Here is a 14,908-nt window from a genome sequence, read left to right on the forward strand (position 1 = left end):
GGCATCGAACGTGCGCCGGGGTACGGCACCTTCGGGTTGTAGCGGGCCTCACGCATCAGCTTCTCGGCGTCCTCCGCATCGACTTCATAGACGGGCGACACGGGGGCACGTGGGGGCTCTGATGCCGACGGTGGGACCTCGAAGACCGGGGAATGGCCCCCGAACACCAACCCGAGGCTTACCCATCGTCTCGGCTGCGAAGGGGTTCCCATGGCATGTCCCGTCTCGTCTGTCCTGGTCAGGACGACCAGGGGGCGTTAGCGTCATCGTGGTGCGGCTGGCCGGTCGGCTCATCTGCCAAGGACGGCCTCCCGCGCTGCACGGGACCAGATGGACTGTTGGCGGAGAGTGAAGCCCATTCGGTTCCAGTGGAAGAGGACATGACGTGCGAGGATGCCGCGCTTACCGAGGCTGAGCGCTCCGCTCTCTGCGGCTTCTTCCAGGGCTCGCCCGCTGCGTGCCAGTCCTTCGGCCCAGCCGCGTACATGGGCAAGGGGGCCGGAGTCGAGCGGGTGGACATCGGTCAACAGGAGACGGCGCATGGGTTCGACCATGGCGCTCACCTGCTCTGGGGTCACGTCTTCGGCAAGTGGGCGGCGTTCTTCGATCCGCCCCCACACGTCACCCTGTTCGCCGTACTCCAGCCGTGCGGCGCGCATCAACAGGGACATAGCCAGGAGAGACGTTGTCTTGGCGTCGGGCCTTCCGGGAAGGTTCTGGGTCGCGGCTCGGAAGTAGTCGAGCACGCCGACGCTGTCGGTGTGGAACAGCTCGTGCGCGAGCGTCATCCCGGCCGCCCCGCCGAAGGCGACGGTCTCTGGTTCGTATGGTGCGGGTCTCCAGTCCACGGTCACCCCCCAGGAGACGGAACTGTCGAGTGCTTCGGTGACGTGGGTGACGGCTTTCTCGGGGTCGGTGTCCGGGGCGGGGAAGTAGCGCAGGCGCCAGTGTGGGTGCTTGCGCACGAACCACCAGGTGCCGACTGACCCGGTGTGCAGGGCGGGCGCGAGGTAGGCGCGGAAGGCGCGTTCCGCGGTGGGGTAGTCGGCGAAGCGAATGTTGACCTGGTGCCAGCCGGAGGGCTGGGCGTCGAGTACGGCCCGGCCGGCAGCCCGGTATCTCTCGATCGCCTCGACGAGGCGGGCAGGCGAGGTGTCGGCGGCACGGGCGGCTTCTTCGACGGCCGCGCCGCCGAGGACGGCCAGGACAGCGTCCTCGATGCGGTCGGCGTCGTACGGCACGGATGTTCCTTTCACGTCAGCAGGAGGCAGGTGTCCCACTGCCCCTGGGGCTCAGTGCTCGATTCGGCGTCCTGGAAGGCGAGGGCGGCGCCGACTTTCCCGGTGAGGAACCCCGTCTCGTCCGGGGCATCCACGGTCAGGACCCTGCCGGTAATGAGGCTGATCCGGTCCCCGAAGATGGCGGGGGCTTCGGCGTCTTGGGCGACGCGCTGCGCGGTACGGAGGAGACCGCCGAACCCGTGGCACAGACCACGGTCGGCAACCTTGTCGAGCTGGCCCGGGTCGCTCAGGCAGTGCAGAAGAGCACGTTCAGCCATCCGCTTGCGATCGCCGTCTTCGAGAACGATGCCGACGAGCTGTTGGGCACGGGCCAGGCCCGGGGTGCCGTAACACCACGAAGGGGTGGTCGGTTGCGCGGGCGCGGGTCCGCGATGGCTGATCCAGCGTGGCCAGCGGGTTCCGTGGTAGTCGCTCTGCCGTATCTGGTCGAGCCACCGGCAGATGCGGAGCATGGTGGTCTGGTGGCCGTCCACGCTGACGCCCGCGCGAAGGGCGAGAGCGAGAAGGGCGAGAGGGCCGGTGATGCCGTGCGCCAGCCCCGCGTTCGCGTGTCCGCCAGGGGTAGCTGTCGTGTCACTGGCCGGGGCGTGGCCGACCCACCAGCCGGGCAGTGTCTCGCCCGCCGCGGTGATGGGCTCGGTCAGGCGCACCAGGTACTCCAGGATGCCTTTCAGCTCCGCACCGTGGGGATCGCGGCGCAGTAGCAGCGCGCCGATCCCGGTCAGGCCACGGAACAGGTCGTATTCGGCGAAGGTGGGGCGGCGCCCGGCGTCGATGCGTGCGTGCGCGGCGGTGAGTCGCTGCCGGGCGTGCGCGGCCACGACACCGTCGAGCGTGTGCAGAGCGCCCGCGTAGCGATCGGTGCCGTCGGCGGCCAGGTGGAGCACGAGGGTCATCGCGGGGGCGCCAAGAAAGAGGTTGGCGTCCCTGCCGTCAATCAGCGGCCCGATCTCCGAGAGGGCACGGTGCACCTCGATCCAGTCTCCGGTGCCGCGGCGGGCCCGCTCGACATGCAGCAGAGCGGAGCCCAGGGCACCGTGGGCGAGCGACTGCCGGGAGGACAGGGTGGCGTCGGGGGACGGTGGGGCGGTGGTCATCGCGCGACTCCTTGGGGGCGGACGGTCCAGGCCAGGGCTGCGGCACGGGCCATGCGCCGGCAGAGGGCTTCGGCGTCGGAGTCGATACCCGCGACGCGGTTGTGGTGCATGTGCAGCAGGGATGGCAGGACGCCGGACGGATCGAGCCCGGCGGTGTCGAGCGACTGGCGGTAGTGGACGAGGGCTTCTCGCCGGTGCTGCCAGGCGTCTAGGACGGCGTCGCCCCTGGGGAAGTCGGCCAGGGCCGGGCCTGCGTCGTCGCTGTCGGTGAGCCGGAGCACGAGGGCCTGCGTGGGGCGGGGGGCCGTCGCGCCGTCGCCGCGTAGAAGGTGCTGGGTCAGCCAGGTGTGCCCTTTGCCGGGGGAGCCGAGGAAGCCGGTGGCGATGTCCACGTACGACGCGGCAGTGACCCCCGGGCGGAGGTCAGCCGGAAGGCCGAGCCCTATCTGGGCCAGGGCCGCAGTGGTGTCGGCGGCGAAGTACCGCTCCGCGGCGGCCAGCACCGCGCCGGTACCGTAGCGGCCGGTCTCCGGCTGGTCGGTGTCCCACTGCACGCGCTGGATCAGGCCCTCCTCGCGCAGTTCGTCCGCCCATTCAGCAACCGTGCCCGCTGCGGCGCCGAACGCGTCCGGGGACAGCAGACGCAGCCGGACGCGCAGGTGCGCCTCGGGGTCCGCGTACCGGATGAACCACGCCTCCGACGACGTCGCCAGTTCGTTCAGCAGACGGGGTAGATGGCTGGTCAGGACTTCGGTGGCGCGGGCCTCGCTGCCGTAGACCTTCAGGTAAGTCCAGTCCGTGGCGCCCGGCAGGCGCCCAGCGGTGCGCCGGGCCACCGCCCGGCGGGCTGGGGCCGGTACGGGTTGCTGATCGGCGGCGAAGGACATGGTCACCTCGTGGGCCCGCCCGATCCAGCCGTAGGCGCTCTCTTCTGGCGCCTCGTGTACGGCGAGGACGAAATGACGATCCAGCTCGGCTCGAAGCAGGTCGAGGTGACTGGGCAGGTCGAGGTCAAGGCGAAGCTGCTGGTCGGCGGAGCCGACGTACACGGCGCGCGGGACGCCGTACCGGACGCGCCAGTTGGTGAAGTCCTCCGCCCAACGTTCGGGGTCGGGGAGGTCGCGGGCACGCAGCCGCCAGCACGCCGCCGACAGGACGGTGCGGCCGTAGCGGACTTCCGGGAGGAACGGCAGCCGGCCCGCGGCGCCCCAGGCGAACGGGGCAAGGATGGCGGCATGGGAGCGGTGCACCTCGGTTAGGAACCTCACCAGGGGATGAGTCGCCGTGCTTAGTTCGACGGCGCTCATCACGGACGGTTCGAGGCAACGACCGGAGGAGAGGGACACGAGGTAGAGGCGCCCGGAATCGGCGACGACGCCCAGGTCGTTCAGGTCGAGGGTGGCGTCCGGGTTGTGCTCTCCGACGGCCAGCGCCTCGGGAACGACGAGGGGTGCTCGCCCGACGTTGTAGGTCTTGTGCCGCAGCGGGGGCGCGGAGATTTGAGTGCGCGCCGCGCCTTCGGTCAGGGTGGGCAGGGTGGCGTACTCGGCCGCCATCCGGGCTTGGTCAGCGGGTTCCATCATCGGCAGGAAGCGGCCGGCGAGCGTGCCAGCGGCGAGGGACAGGCCGACGGTGGAGAGGGTGAAGCGGCCTTCCGTCAGCGCACGGGTGGACTGCGCGAACACGCTGAAGCACAGCTCGACGTGAGCGGGGACCGCCGTTGGTTCTCCGAGGGACAGGGCCTCGATGTCCTCCTCGGTGAGGACGATCTCTCGCCTGTCGGTGAGGGCTGCGTCCTGTGCGAGGGCGAGGAGGTGTTCGTCGCGGGGCGTCGTGGCGAGGATCGGCCGGGGCAGTACCGTGCCGCGGTAGCCGACGGGGAATCCCAGGCCGGTGTCCGGATCGGTGAGTTCGAGGACGGGGACGACGGTGCCCATGCTGTAGCGCTCCAGAAACCGCGTCCGGTAGTCCTTCCAGGCGGCGGAACCGTGCGGGTAGGGCGTGATCCTGGCCATCAGACGCAGGGCCTTCTCCGCCTCACGGACGACCGAGTGAGGCAGGGTGATGTCGCAGTCCGGGCGGACGTTAACCACGAGGGTGCACTCGGTGACCCCGGTCAGTGCGGTCATCACCTCGGTGGCCTTCTCCCGCAGGTCCCGTTGCCCCTCGGGCAGAGCGCGGTCGTGATTGTCCAGAAGGCCGTGGACGGTGCGGAGTCGAGCCGCCCTCGGTACGTCGGCGCCGGTCTCATCGAGCCGGGCGACGAGGTGGCCCAGAGCATCCGGGCAGGTCATCGGTGACTGGAGTTCGGTCAGCAGGACCCGGTGCGCGACGAGGTTGCGCACCATCTCCTCGATGGCGGCCTTCGAGGCGTCGGGGTACTCGATACCGAGCTTCGCCACCAGGACGTGAGCCGGAATCGGTGAACGGGCCAGCTTCAGCGCGTCCTCGGCGGGCCGGGTACGCCGGAGGCTGGTGTCGGTGGGACCTTCCTTGCCAGGCTGGTTCATGACGAAGATGCGGGAGCCCCGCACGACGTGGGCGGGGTCGGCGAGCACCGTCAGGTACCGCAGGACGGCGAGGTCGCGTTCCAGAGCGGTGGTGATGTCGTGCAGCCATGAGGCATCAGCGCGCGCGAAGGCCCGGTTTAAGGGGCCCCAGTGGACGTGCGTCTCCTGTCCGGTGTGCGCGGTGTTCGGGCCGGCGAACAGCCCGAACGGCGTCGCGCGGAATCGCATCCTCAGTAGGTAGCGGGCCAGGGCCCGACCGGTCCGGCGGATGCGGGACGGCTTGGCGGACCCCTCCACCACATCCCGGACCGCGGAGGCGAGGAGCGGGGAGGCATGGCCGATCGCCTCGGCCCGGGGGGCGTCCGCCCAGACCTGCTCCACCCACGCGCGGAGTTGCGCTACGTCGGCGCTCTCCCCCGGCCATACGGGAATGGGGGAGGCGAGCGGGAAGAGAGAGGTTCTAATCATGCTCGCGTCAATGTGGCGGTACATCCGTACTCCTTCAGATCGCGGCGCCCCCAGGGGTGGGCGGTCCCCCGCCCACCCCCGAGTCCCGGCAACTACGGGTGGTGGTGCCGCGGGTCAGCCACCGATGCAGGTGCTGTTCGAGCAGGCCGACGCGCAGGTGGACGTGCAGTTGTCGCTGGTGTCGTTCAGCAGTGCCCCGAGAACGGGGGCCGAGGAGACCGTCTCGATGTTCAGGTCGAAGTCCCCGCCGTCGGAACGGAAGTCCGTTGCCGCCTTCAGCGCGGTGCCGGACTTGGAGCTGATCTGCTGTGCCATCTCGCTCTCCTCCAGGGAGGTTGTAGGGATGTGCTGTGCTACCTGCCCGTGGTCCTTCTGGTGGCTACGGCCAGGTGATCGTGACCCGCGAGTGCCGTCGCTCGATGCGCCGTCCGTCAGCGGGAAGGCGGTCGTCCGGCGTGCCCGCCGGATAGACCTCGATGTGCGCCCGATCACCGCGGTGGTCGCGGTCCCAGGTGCGGATCTCCTCGACCAGGCGCTCGGCGAGCTGCTGCCCGCTAGGGCCGTGCCCGATGGCGCCCAGCTCGTAACGGTCCTCCTGGTCAGTGGCCCGTACGGTGCGGTAGGCGAAGCTGTCGCCGTCCACGAGCGTGGGGATGCCGAGCGGCGAGGCTGAGGCCACCAGCCCGCGCGAGCGCGCACCGGGCTTCGCAGCCAGCAGCGGGAGGTTGTCCAGCGCGGTGGTCAGCCACATGTCGAGGTGTTCGTTGGACTCGCTGCCTCCGAGCGTCACACCGGACCACTGCTCGTTCCGCGACATCGCCAGGGCCTTAGTGAGGGCGGCGGTGTCCGGCTCGGGGTGCCCATCCACGCGCAGGCCAACCTCCGCACCCTCCTCGTCGTGCAGGACCACCAGGCGCACCCGGTTCTCTCCGATGCCCTGCATGGGCACGAAGCCGCACAGCTCGAACCCGTCGCTGACGAGCCGGTCGCCGTCACGGACGAAGGCCACTGTGCGCGTCAGGCCGCGCATCCGAAGCGGAACGACGAGGCGTCCTCCGTCCTTGAGTTGGGCGATCCAGGCCGGCGGGATGTCGGCGGCCTGGACGGTGACGATGATCCGGTCGAACGGCGCGTGGTCGGGGGCGCCGTGCTCCGCGTCGGCGGTGAGCACGGTGACGTTGCGGTAGTCGGTCTCCTTCAGGAAGGCCGTGGCGCGGCTGGTCACCTCCGGGTCGATGTCCATGGTGACCACGCGACCTTCTGCGCCGACGACTTCGGCGAGGTTGGCGGCGTTGGGGCCGCTGGAACCGATCTCCAGCACGGACATCCCGGGCGCGATGTCGCCCTGCTCCATCTGCATGGCTTGGACGCGGGGCGCGGAGACGGAGCTGATGTCCACCCCGTGCTCGTCGGTCTTGGTGATCGTCGCGACCTCGGCGTTGTACGTCGAGGCCATGTCGGCCTCGGGCGTGGCCAGGTGCCGGCGGACGGTACGGAACGCAGCCACGACACGGGGGCTGCGGGCCGCTCCGATTTCGATGAGTTTTGCCGCCAAGGCGTCGCGCAACTGCTGTTCCGTCGGGGCCTCTTGGCCATCGGTGTTGGTCGTCATGTCGGGGACGTTATCCACGCGTGTTCTCCTCCTCGGCGAGTTTGCGCCGAGCTGGTTGAGCGGATCTACGGACCGGCGCGGGGCCACCACGCCGGGGTGGTTAACCGCCCGGCGGACCGGCCCGTCACATCCGGTCCGCCGGGCGGTCGTCTAGGCGGCGCGGGACGATATCGCCCCGACGGGCCGATGCGGTTCGATGACCTGCCCGTCCGGCAGCAACTCCCCGGTGTCCTCGAAGAGGACGACCCCGTTGCACAAGAGCCCCCAGCCTTGAACGGGCCAATGCACCACAAGCGTGGCAGCCTCCCGGTCGGCGGAATCGGCCGTCGGGCAAGGTGGCTGATGTCGGCACGACAGGTGCGCGGATTTCATGACAACTTCCTCTGAACAGTGGTGAGTTCCAGCTCCAGATCCACGGTGGTGCACTCGTTCAAGGTGATGACCGAACGGGCCGCGAGGGTCCACCGGATCAGCGGGTCATCGAACCCGACCAAGGTGAGACCGTCTCGTTCGTCGCTGAGTATGGGAGTGAGGGTGATCGGGTCGTACACGATGCCCGCGACACCCCAGTACGGGGTATAACCCACCAGCGCCGCCGTGGCGCCCTTGCGCAGATGCGGGCAGGAACGAAGGGACTCATGTGCGCAGGGCTCACAAATGGGGGGCGACGTCGTCTTCTCGCCCTCTGCGATCGGCCCCTCCTCACCTTGGACTAGGAAGAGATGACGCTCGTCGTCGCGACCGAACGTGGAGGTTCCGCAGACCTGGCACAGCAGATGGGCCATCGCCTGTCGCTGTCGCAGAGCGTGCACCTCCGCGAAGAAGGGCTTCCCCCTTCCGCGCGTGACGCCGGCCCTGAGCCACAGGACGCCGTGTCTGCGGTCAGCCCGGCCGTACTCGTCGGCGTAGGCGATCCCGTCGCCCTCGGGGCCGGGCCGCCGCACGATGGTGCCGAGAGGCATCGACTCACCCGACCACGGCGCGATGAACGGCACGTGCAGGCCGCGCCAGTAGTGCTGGCGCGGGGCCCCACCCTCCTTCGCGCCAGGGGCCTTGGACGCTGCGGCGACGGACATGGTCTCGCTCACCCCCTCGCTGTTACCTCTGCAACGGAAGCCGTATCGGCGGGCCGATTCGTGGCTGACTGCAACTTGTCCTGGTCGAACAGCGCGATCTCGGGACGATGGTCGGAGATCCGTTCCAGCTCATCGCTCTTGCAGACCTCGTAACCGGTGAGGGCCTCCGCGATGAGGCGTGACGCGTATCCCCGGTCGATGGCCTGTTCCCCGCCCTGGAGATGCTTGGGCCGTCCGTACCCGGCCGTAGGCGCAAGAGCCTCCAGTTCTCCACGCTCGGCGGCGTACCTGGCCAGGTCGAGGTAACCGGCCGCCAGCATCTCGCGGTCGGGGCGGTCGTCGGTGTGCCTCTTGCCGTCCTGAAGGTAGGTGCGGTTCGCGTAGTACGCGGCGTCGCCGACGTGTCGCCAGTTGATCGTCGTGTCCGTACGGACGGAGTTCCAATCCCCGAAGATCACGGCCAGCCAGCCCGGTTTCGCGAGTGTCGAACACCAGTGAGCCTCGATCAGGCGGACATCGGCGGACCAGTAGCAGGTATGGATGCTCACCAGGCTGATGGGGTGCTGACCGACTATCCCGTCCGGGCCGCGGTGCCAGACGGTGATGTTCGCGGGCGCGTGCCATGGCGCCCAGGTCTGGAAGTGCTCCTCGTGGAAGAGGAACGGCCCGTTGGGCCTCACGAAGATCGCGTTCTCGTTGGGTGAGCGTCCGACCTGCGCGGCGAGATATCCCTCCATGCCCAGACGCTTGCTGATCTTGTCCAGCTGCTCGGCCTGGACCTCCTGAGCGAAGAAGAGGTCCGGCTCCTGGCTACGCACCCAGTCGGCAGCGTCCTGCCAGCGACTCCAGTGCTCGACATTCCAATTGATGATCTTCACGGGATGGGTCATGGTGTCGGCTCCTGGGGAGGAGGGGCCATCCGGGATGGCGCGGACGAAGACGAGGGGAGGAAAGGCCGGCCGCCGCAAGCACCCCTGCTGCGACGGCCGGGGCCTCTGCGTGTCCCTGCGATCGGCTGGACGCAGGACACGCACGCTGGCCGCCCTCCGCTAGCCGTTCGGCAGAAGCGCGGCCGGGGGGATGTGAAGCTCGCGCGGCTGCCGGAGCAGAAGGCCCGGCTGGTTGGTCGTCTCCACGGAAGGCTCGGGGGACACCGCCGTGGAGACGACCGGCACTAGGTCTCGGGCGAATCCCGAGTAGGGGGCGCCTTGCGGCGTTTGTCGTCCACGATGATCAGTAGCGCCATGGCGCCGGTGATCAGCACTGTGATCACGAAGCCGCCCATGCGGAGACCCCCTTCCCGAACGTCACGCGAAGGGGATCATCCGGGGTGAGTAGGCCCGCCTGGTGTCCCCGGTACACGGCATTCGCCGGGCCACTTGCGCTGAGGCGGGAGCAAAGGAGAACGAGCAACTCCTTCACCTCCATCAGGATCATGTCGTCGCTCTTGTCGGCGTACTCCGCGAGCCGGAGCCCGGCCGCCAGGGCGCGGAGAAGGTCGAGCTGGAACTCGGGCAGAATCACCGACTTGGTCCGGCGGACAGTGACCACGTTGTGGATGACGGCCAAGTGCACGATGCGGGACCAACGAACGATCTCCCCGCCACTCAGAGCACCACCAAGCTCTGTCACTCCCCGCCAAACGGCACGCTCGCTCGGGTATAACCCCTGTCTGACCAACCCCTGAACGTCGAGACCCTGTGCCATGAAGTCGAGCACTTTTCGTTCATGGGCGGTGAACATGAGCGTCGTCGGAGTCATCGCTGCGCCTCCTCGACCAGCGCGTCCGTGAGGAAGACGAGGCGGACATTCCGCTGTCTGAACCAGGAGGCCATGTAGCTCTGAGCCTGCTCGTACTCCACTTGCTTCGTGTACGAGCTGGGCGAGAGCAGTTCCTCGGGAGACGAGACCACCAGGAGTCGGACGAACCCACCCTCAATTCGAGCAACGATCTTCTGCCAGTTGGGGCGCTGACCGAGCGGGACATCATGAGATCCCACGTCATGGGCGTCAACGACGACCTCGCCACCGACGCGGGCGCACTTGATCCACAGGCGGCTCAGCCAAGTTCGGACCACACGGTGATCGGCCGGCGTGAAGTTGGCGTAGACCGCAGCGGGCTCCAAGGCCACGGAGGCGCCGATCGCGGCGGCCCCCAGCTCGCCCAGCCCCTGGGCCGGAACGTACTCGGGGTCAACAACGAAGGGCTGGAGCCTCTCCGCCGCGTGCGTCAAGGAACCCAACTGCCGCTCCAACAACGGGACTGTCAGAATCTCTCTCGCCGAAGCAACGGCCACTGCCGCCGCCTGCGTTGCGGGAGCCCCAACCTGGTCGATCGCGGCAGCAAGAAGATCACTCAGTTCGGAAACGAGGTCGCTGGTAGTCGCATCGTCGCTCAGCCCCGCGAGCACACGGCGTAACAGCGTGGTGGACCGATCCGGGGTCCATCTCCTTCCGACCTCGGGCTTGGATGCACCGGGGTAGCGGATGTCCATGGGGAGAGCAGGGGAGGGCAGCATCGGCGAAGTCCTTGTCGAGGGGGCGACAGCACTCACAGAGTGATCACGCAGGGCGTGGAACTGGGTGCCCTCGGTGGCGATCGGGTAGGAGTATGGCGCTGGGATCTCCCCTGGCGTAACGCTCGCGGCGGAAGTGTCCGCATGAGCGTTGCGGGCCGAACTCCGGCCGTAACTCTAGGAGTGTTCCGCCGTGTAACTTCCTTGTGGCTGCTACGCGTTAGCCACGAAACTGGCCGCACTCGCCGAAAGGGAGCGCCAGCATGACGGACACTCCGACAACACCGGATGCAACGAGCGTCACGGCTGACACGGGGCCAACGGCCCGCCGTCGCCAGCTCGGGTTTCGGCTGCTCGCCCTGCGACGGGAACGCGGTCTGTCAGCCGAGGAGGCTGGAGAGCAGGCCGGCATGTCGAAGGCCAACGTCAGCCGGTACGAGCAGTCCAAGGGCAACGTGCGATGGAACCAGGTTGATGCACTCTGCCGGGTGTACGGCGTATCGGACACCGAGCGGCAAGAACTGATCGACTTGGCGAAGAACAGCAAGGTCAAGGAAGGCTGGTGGGTCCCGTATCACGGGCGGCTCTCCGCTCCGATGCAGATGCTGCTTCCCATCGAGAACGAATCGTCGCGCATTCGCCAGCTCGCCACCAACGTTGTGCCCGGCCTCTTGCAGACCCTGCTGTACGCGCAGGCGATCAAGACAACCCCGGGGAAGACGTTGGAGCCGGAGGACGCCGGTGAGTTCCTGGACATGCGCATGTACAGGCAGAAGATCCTTGACCGTGCATCGCCACCGGACTATCACGTGCTGCTTGATGAATCCGTGCTCCGGAGGGCTGTCGGCGGTCCGGCTGTGATGGCTGAACAGCTCGATCTCCTGCTGGAGCGAGGCCAAGACAGCAACGTTCAGATCCAAGTGCTCCCGTTCGGCGCGGGAGCATACAGCGCAGCGCTGAGCAGCTTCATCGTGTACGGAGGGCCCGATCCCCTGCTTGATGTCATCTTCATCGAGAACACCGTTGGCTCCCTGTTCCTGGAGGAAGAGGGCGCTCGCGAAGCCCATGTGGGCGGATTCGACTTCCTGTGCCGGGAGGCACTGGACCCCGACTCCTCGGCCGAACTGATTGCCGAGGCCCGTAAGACGCACCTGCGAAACCGCAACTAGCGAGGACTATCCCGTGGCCGAACAGCCCCAACATGACTGGTTCAAGAGCAGCTACAGCGCAAATCCAGACGCCGAGTGCGTGGAGTGCCTCCGAACGCCGAAGGTTCTCTGGGTGCGAGACTCCAAGCGGCCCCATGCCCAGTGCATTGCCTTCTCGAACGCAGCGTGGGGCACCTTCGCGGGGAACCTCAAGGATGGCGGCACCTTCGTGAAGAGTTGACTCCACCGTCGCCCCGACGCCTTACCCGGCCCGGACTTCAAGGAGGCTCCGGGCCGGCGGGCAGGCGGCGCACCACCCGCGGATGGGTAGAGGGGCGTGCTCGCCACCTCCTGTAACACCGCATGGAGTGGACGACCGGTCAAATCTGCAAGAAAAGTCTGTGCAAGCGCCTAGCCATGCGGACAATCAGAAGCCACAGGCGTTGTCCGCATGAGGGTGCCGAGGGGAAGGCCATGTCACAGAAACCGAAGCCCCTGGACGAGACCGAGTCAGCACGAGCTTGGTGGGGCAAGGAACTCCGCAACTGGCGAAACGTCCGGCGTCTATCCACACGGGCGTTAGGCGAAAAGGTGCACCTCAGCGCCACCGCCATCGAGCGCATTGAGAAGAACGAGCGCTCCTGTAACGCCGCTCTCGCTGGCCTGCTGGACGACGCGTTGATGGCCGGAGGGGCCCTACGACGGCTGTGGCGATTCGTCGAGGAAGAAGCCGACAGGGACTCCAACCATGCGGACAACCGCGCTGCACATCCTGACGAAGACCGCTTCACTGCACAGGCAACGGGCATGCTGGCTACGAACCCGCTCGTACATTCGGATCGGAGTCTGTCACCTGTGGAGCGCCGCGCCTTCCTCAACCTCGGTCTCGGCGGTTTAGCCGCACTCGCCCCCGGAACATTCACCGACCTCCTTCCCCGGCTCGGCCAGCCTCCGCTCCCCAAGGTCGTTCGGCCCGACGACATCGAGCAGGTACGCGCCGCCTCCGCCACCCTTGCCAGCTGGGACAACCTGTACGGCGGAGGTGGCATCGTCCGCAGTTCGTCAGCCGGGCAGCTGATCTGGGCAAAGGGGCTACTAGGAGTCAACTGCCCGACGGAACTGGAGTCCGAACTGCTGACCGCGGTCGGCCGTCTGGCCATCGTGATGGGAGCAAGCGCGTTCGACGCTTTCGAGCACGATGACGCAACCGGCCTGCTCACGTTCGGGACCTGGTGCGCGGAGCAGGCGTCGAACTGGCATCTGCGTGCTACGGCGTACAACTGGCGGGCTCGACACGCAATTTGGTGCGGAGCCCCCGACGCGGGACTGACCCACGCGGGTAACGGACTGGTGCGGGCCGATCTACTCAGCGCCCGTGAACAGTCCATGCTGCACAACGCCAGGGCCAGGGCCTGGGCAAGGATGCAGAACCCCCGGGAGGTGCTCGCCGCGATCGGCCAGTCCGATGACGCGTTCTCCAAAGCCAAGGCAGGCGAGGACGTGGTCTGGATGAACTACTACGACGAGGCACAGCACTACGGCGACACCGGGCACGCCGCGTTCGACATCGCACTCCTGCCCGGCCAGTCGTCCAGGATGGCAACGGACAGGCTACAAAAGGCTGTTGATGGTCACACGGAGGCGTATGTGCGCTCCCGCGCCCTTTCCCGTACCAAGCTCGCCACGCTGACCATGGCCACTGGAGATCCCCAGCAAGCGGCTGCCGTCGCCCACCGCGCCTTGGACGAAGTGGGTCGGCTGCGCTCGAAGCGGGCCCTGGAGGACGTGAAGGACCTCCGCAAGGCATCTGCGAAGTACGCCCGGAAGGCCGAGGTGGCCGAACTCCGTAGGCGGATCTCCACTACCGTCCTCGCATGACGGCAACCCGTACCGAAGAGTCCTTCGGCCTCCTCCAGGAGGTGACGGCTCTCGTCGATTGGTCGCCCGCGGGGGCCGAACCCATCCGGCTTGCCGAGAACGATCTGTGGCGTCTACAGAACGACACGGTGGTCCGCATCGCTCGCGCCGGCCAGCGGATGGCTGCGGCTCGTGAGGTTGCTGTGGCCCGGTGGCTGGCGGACAACGACGTTCCCGCAGTACGGCCGCTTCCCATCGAGCAGCCGGTCTGCGTACGAGATAGGGCAGCAACCTTCTGGGAGCTACTCCCCCCTCACGTTCACGGCACCGAAGCCGATCTTGCGCCACTCCTCCGCCGCCTGCACTCGCTGTCGAAGCCCCTGTTCCCCATCGGTCGGCTACAGCCCTTCGTGCGCATCGCCGAGCGGCTCACTGCGTCGGAGTCCCTTCAGGGTGATGATCGGCAGTGGTTGTTTTCTCGGCTTGAGGAACTTCAACAGGACTGGGATGACCTCCCCGCAGGCCGTCCCGAGTGTGTGATTCATGGCGACGCGTGGGGCGGAAACTGCGCGGTCACCGCTGAGGGCGCCCGGCTTATGGACTTCGAGCGAACGTCGGTAGGACCGCCCGAGTGGGACCTGACATCCACTGCGGTCGCGTACGACACGTTCGGGAAGCTCACCGCAGCCCAGTACAAGACGTACTGCGACTTGTACGGCTACGACGTGAGGAGCTGGGCGGGCTACCCGACGCTGCGAGGCATTCGCGAACTCCGACTCGTGACCTTCGCTTTCCAGATTGCTGATCACGACGCGAACGCATTCGGTCAGGCGCAGTACCGCGTGCAGTGCCTACGCGGACTTCGGGGCCCGCGCCCGTGGAACTGGGAGGCCGTCGGCGGATGATGCCGTCAGGCGCGAGGAACGTCGTCAGGGACTGGCTCATCATGTCCGTCGTGCCTGCCGTATCGGTGTGCGTACGGCGGGCGTGGTGATCCTTCGCTCTCTTTGATCGCATCGGGTGTGGATGCAGTCGGCTGTTCAGGGGCTGATGACTTGCCCGCGGTCATCCGCGTGAAGACCTGGTCTGCTTCGGCCAGCCGGAGCCGCATCGTGCCGTACGGTCCCCGTAGGTAGCCTGCTTGGTGCCCGTGCCGGTGGAGTTCTAGTACCGCCTGCGCTCCCGCGTCGGACGGGTCTGTGTCGTCCGGCGGGGTCATTGCGTGGAGGTGTTCCTCCCACTGCCAGCCGAGATCACGGAGCACCGTCGGTGCCTCGGATTGCCCCCGCCCGCTCCGTGCCACCAGGCCGTGGGCGGGGTCCG

At 67.7% G+C, this 14,908-nt stretch carries 14 protein-coding genes; 4 read left to right on the forward strand and 10 right to left on the reverse strand.

Annotated features, from left to right (window positions below; genetic code table 11):
* Positions 1–290: 290 nt before the first annotated feature.
* The 10 genes from C9F11_RS21085 to C9F11_RS21130 all read right to left on the reverse strand — a co-directional run bounded on the left by C9F11_RS21085 (position 291) and on the right by C9F11_RS21130 (position 10,559).
* Complete coding sequence (locus C9F11_RS21085; protein ID WP_249401812.1) at positions 291–1,241, reverse strand: thiopeptide-type bacteriocin biosynthesis protein; 951 nt, start codon at positions 1,239–1,241, stop codon at positions 291–293.
* Between the two features lie 11 nt (positions 1,242–1,252).
* A complete protein-coding gene (locus C9F11_RS21090; protein WP_138960741.1) occupies positions 1,253–2,398 on the reverse strand; it encodes a lanthionine synthetase C family protein in 1,146 nt (381 codons plus the stop codon).
* On the reverse strand, positions 2,395–5,376 hold the full coding sequence (locus C9F11_RS21095; protein ID WP_138960742.1) for a lantibiotic dehydratase: 2,982 nt from the start codon (positions 5,374–5,376) through the stop codon (positions 2,395–2,397). Before C9F11_RS21095 ends, C9F11_RS21090 begins: the two co-directional genes overlap by 4 nt.
* A gap of 114 nt (positions 5,377–5,490) precedes the next feature.
* The gene (locus tag C9F11_RS21100; RefSeq protein WP_138960743.1) at positions 5,491–5,691 is read right to left on the reverse strand and encodes an FxLD family lanthipeptide; all 201 of its coding nucleotides are present in this window, start codon (positions 5,689–5,691) and stop codon (positions 5,491–5,493) included.
* A gap of 64 nt (positions 5,692–5,755) precedes the next feature.
* Positions 5,756–6,988: a methyltransferase, FxLD system gene (fxlM, locus tag C9F11_RS21105; protein WP_249401813.1), complete on the reverse strand. Its 1,233-nt coding sequence runs from the start codon at positions 6,986–6,988 to the stop codon at positions 5,756–5,758.
* A 150-nt stretch (positions 6,989–7,138) separates the two neighbouring features.
* Complete coding sequence (locus C9F11_RS48700; protein ID WP_138960745.1) at positions 7,139–7,360, reverse strand: DUF5999 family protein; 222 nt, start codon at positions 7,358–7,360, stop codon at positions 7,139–7,141.
* Positions 7,357–8,076 carry a hypothetical protein gene (locus C9F11_RS21115; protein WP_138960746.1) on the reverse strand — a complete coding sequence of 240 codons (720 nt, stop codon included), beginning with the start codon at positions 8,074–8,076 and terminating at the stop codon, positions 7,357–7,359. Before C9F11_RS21115 ends, C9F11_RS48700 begins: the two co-directional genes overlap by 4 nt.
* Entirely contained in the window at positions 8,073–8,954 is an 882-nt protein-coding gene (locus tag C9F11_RS21120) for an endonuclease/exonuclease/phosphatase family protein (RefSeq protein ID WP_138960747.1), read from the reverse strand. The genes C9F11_RS21115 and C9F11_RS21120 overlap by 4 nt, the downstream gene beginning before the upstream one ends.
* 379 nt (positions 8,955–9,333) lie before the next feature.
* Positions 9,334–9,825: a hypothetical protein gene (locus C9F11_RS21125; protein WP_138960748.1), complete on the reverse strand. Its 492-nt coding sequence runs from the start codon at positions 9,823–9,825 to the stop codon at positions 9,334–9,336.
* The gene (locus tag C9F11_RS21130) at positions 9,822–10,559 is read right to left on the reverse strand and encodes a hypothetical protein (RefSeq protein WP_138960749.1); all 738 of its coding nucleotides are present in this window, start codon (positions 10,557–10,559) and stop codon (positions 9,822–9,824) included. The genes C9F11_RS21125 and C9F11_RS21130 overlap by 4 nt, the downstream gene beginning before the upstream one ends.
* Positions 10,560–10,843: 284 nt before the next feature.
* Between C9F11_RS21130 and C9F11_RS21140 the strand changes: the two genes are divergently transcribed.
* The 4 genes from C9F11_RS21140 to C9F11_RS21155 all read left to right on the forward strand — a co-directional run bounded on the left by C9F11_RS21140 (position 10,844) and on the right by C9F11_RS21155 (position 14,490).
* Positions 10,844–11,749, forward strand: a complete 906-nt coding sequence (locus tag C9F11_RS21140; protein WP_138960750.1) for a helix-turn-helix transcriptional regulator — start codon at positions 10,844–10,846, stop codon at positions 11,747–11,749.
* Positions 11,750–11,762: 13 nt separating this feature from the next.
* Positions 11,763–11,969, forward strand: a complete 207-nt coding sequence (locus C9F11_RS21145) for a DUF397 domain-containing protein (protein ID WP_138960751.1) — start codon at positions 11,763–11,765, stop codon at positions 11,967–11,969.
* Between the two features lie 233 nt (positions 11,970–12,202).
* On the forward strand, positions 12,203–13,606 hold the full coding sequence (locus C9F11_RS21150; protein WP_138960752.1) for a helix-turn-helix domain-containing protein: 1,404 nt from the start codon (positions 12,203–12,205) through the stop codon (positions 13,604–13,606).
* Complete coding sequence (locus C9F11_RS21155; protein WP_138960753.1) at positions 13,603–14,490, forward strand: aminoglycoside phosphotransferase family protein; 888 nt, start codon at positions 13,603–13,605, stop codon at positions 14,488–14,490. Before C9F11_RS21150 ends, C9F11_RS21155 begins: the two co-directional genes overlap by 4 nt.
* Positions 14,491–14,908 lie beyond the last annotated feature (418 nt).

This window comes from Streptomyces sp. YIM 121038 (assembly GCF_006088715.1).
GTDB lineage: Bacteria > Actinomycetota > Actinomycetes > Streptomycetales > Streptomycetaceae > Streptomyces.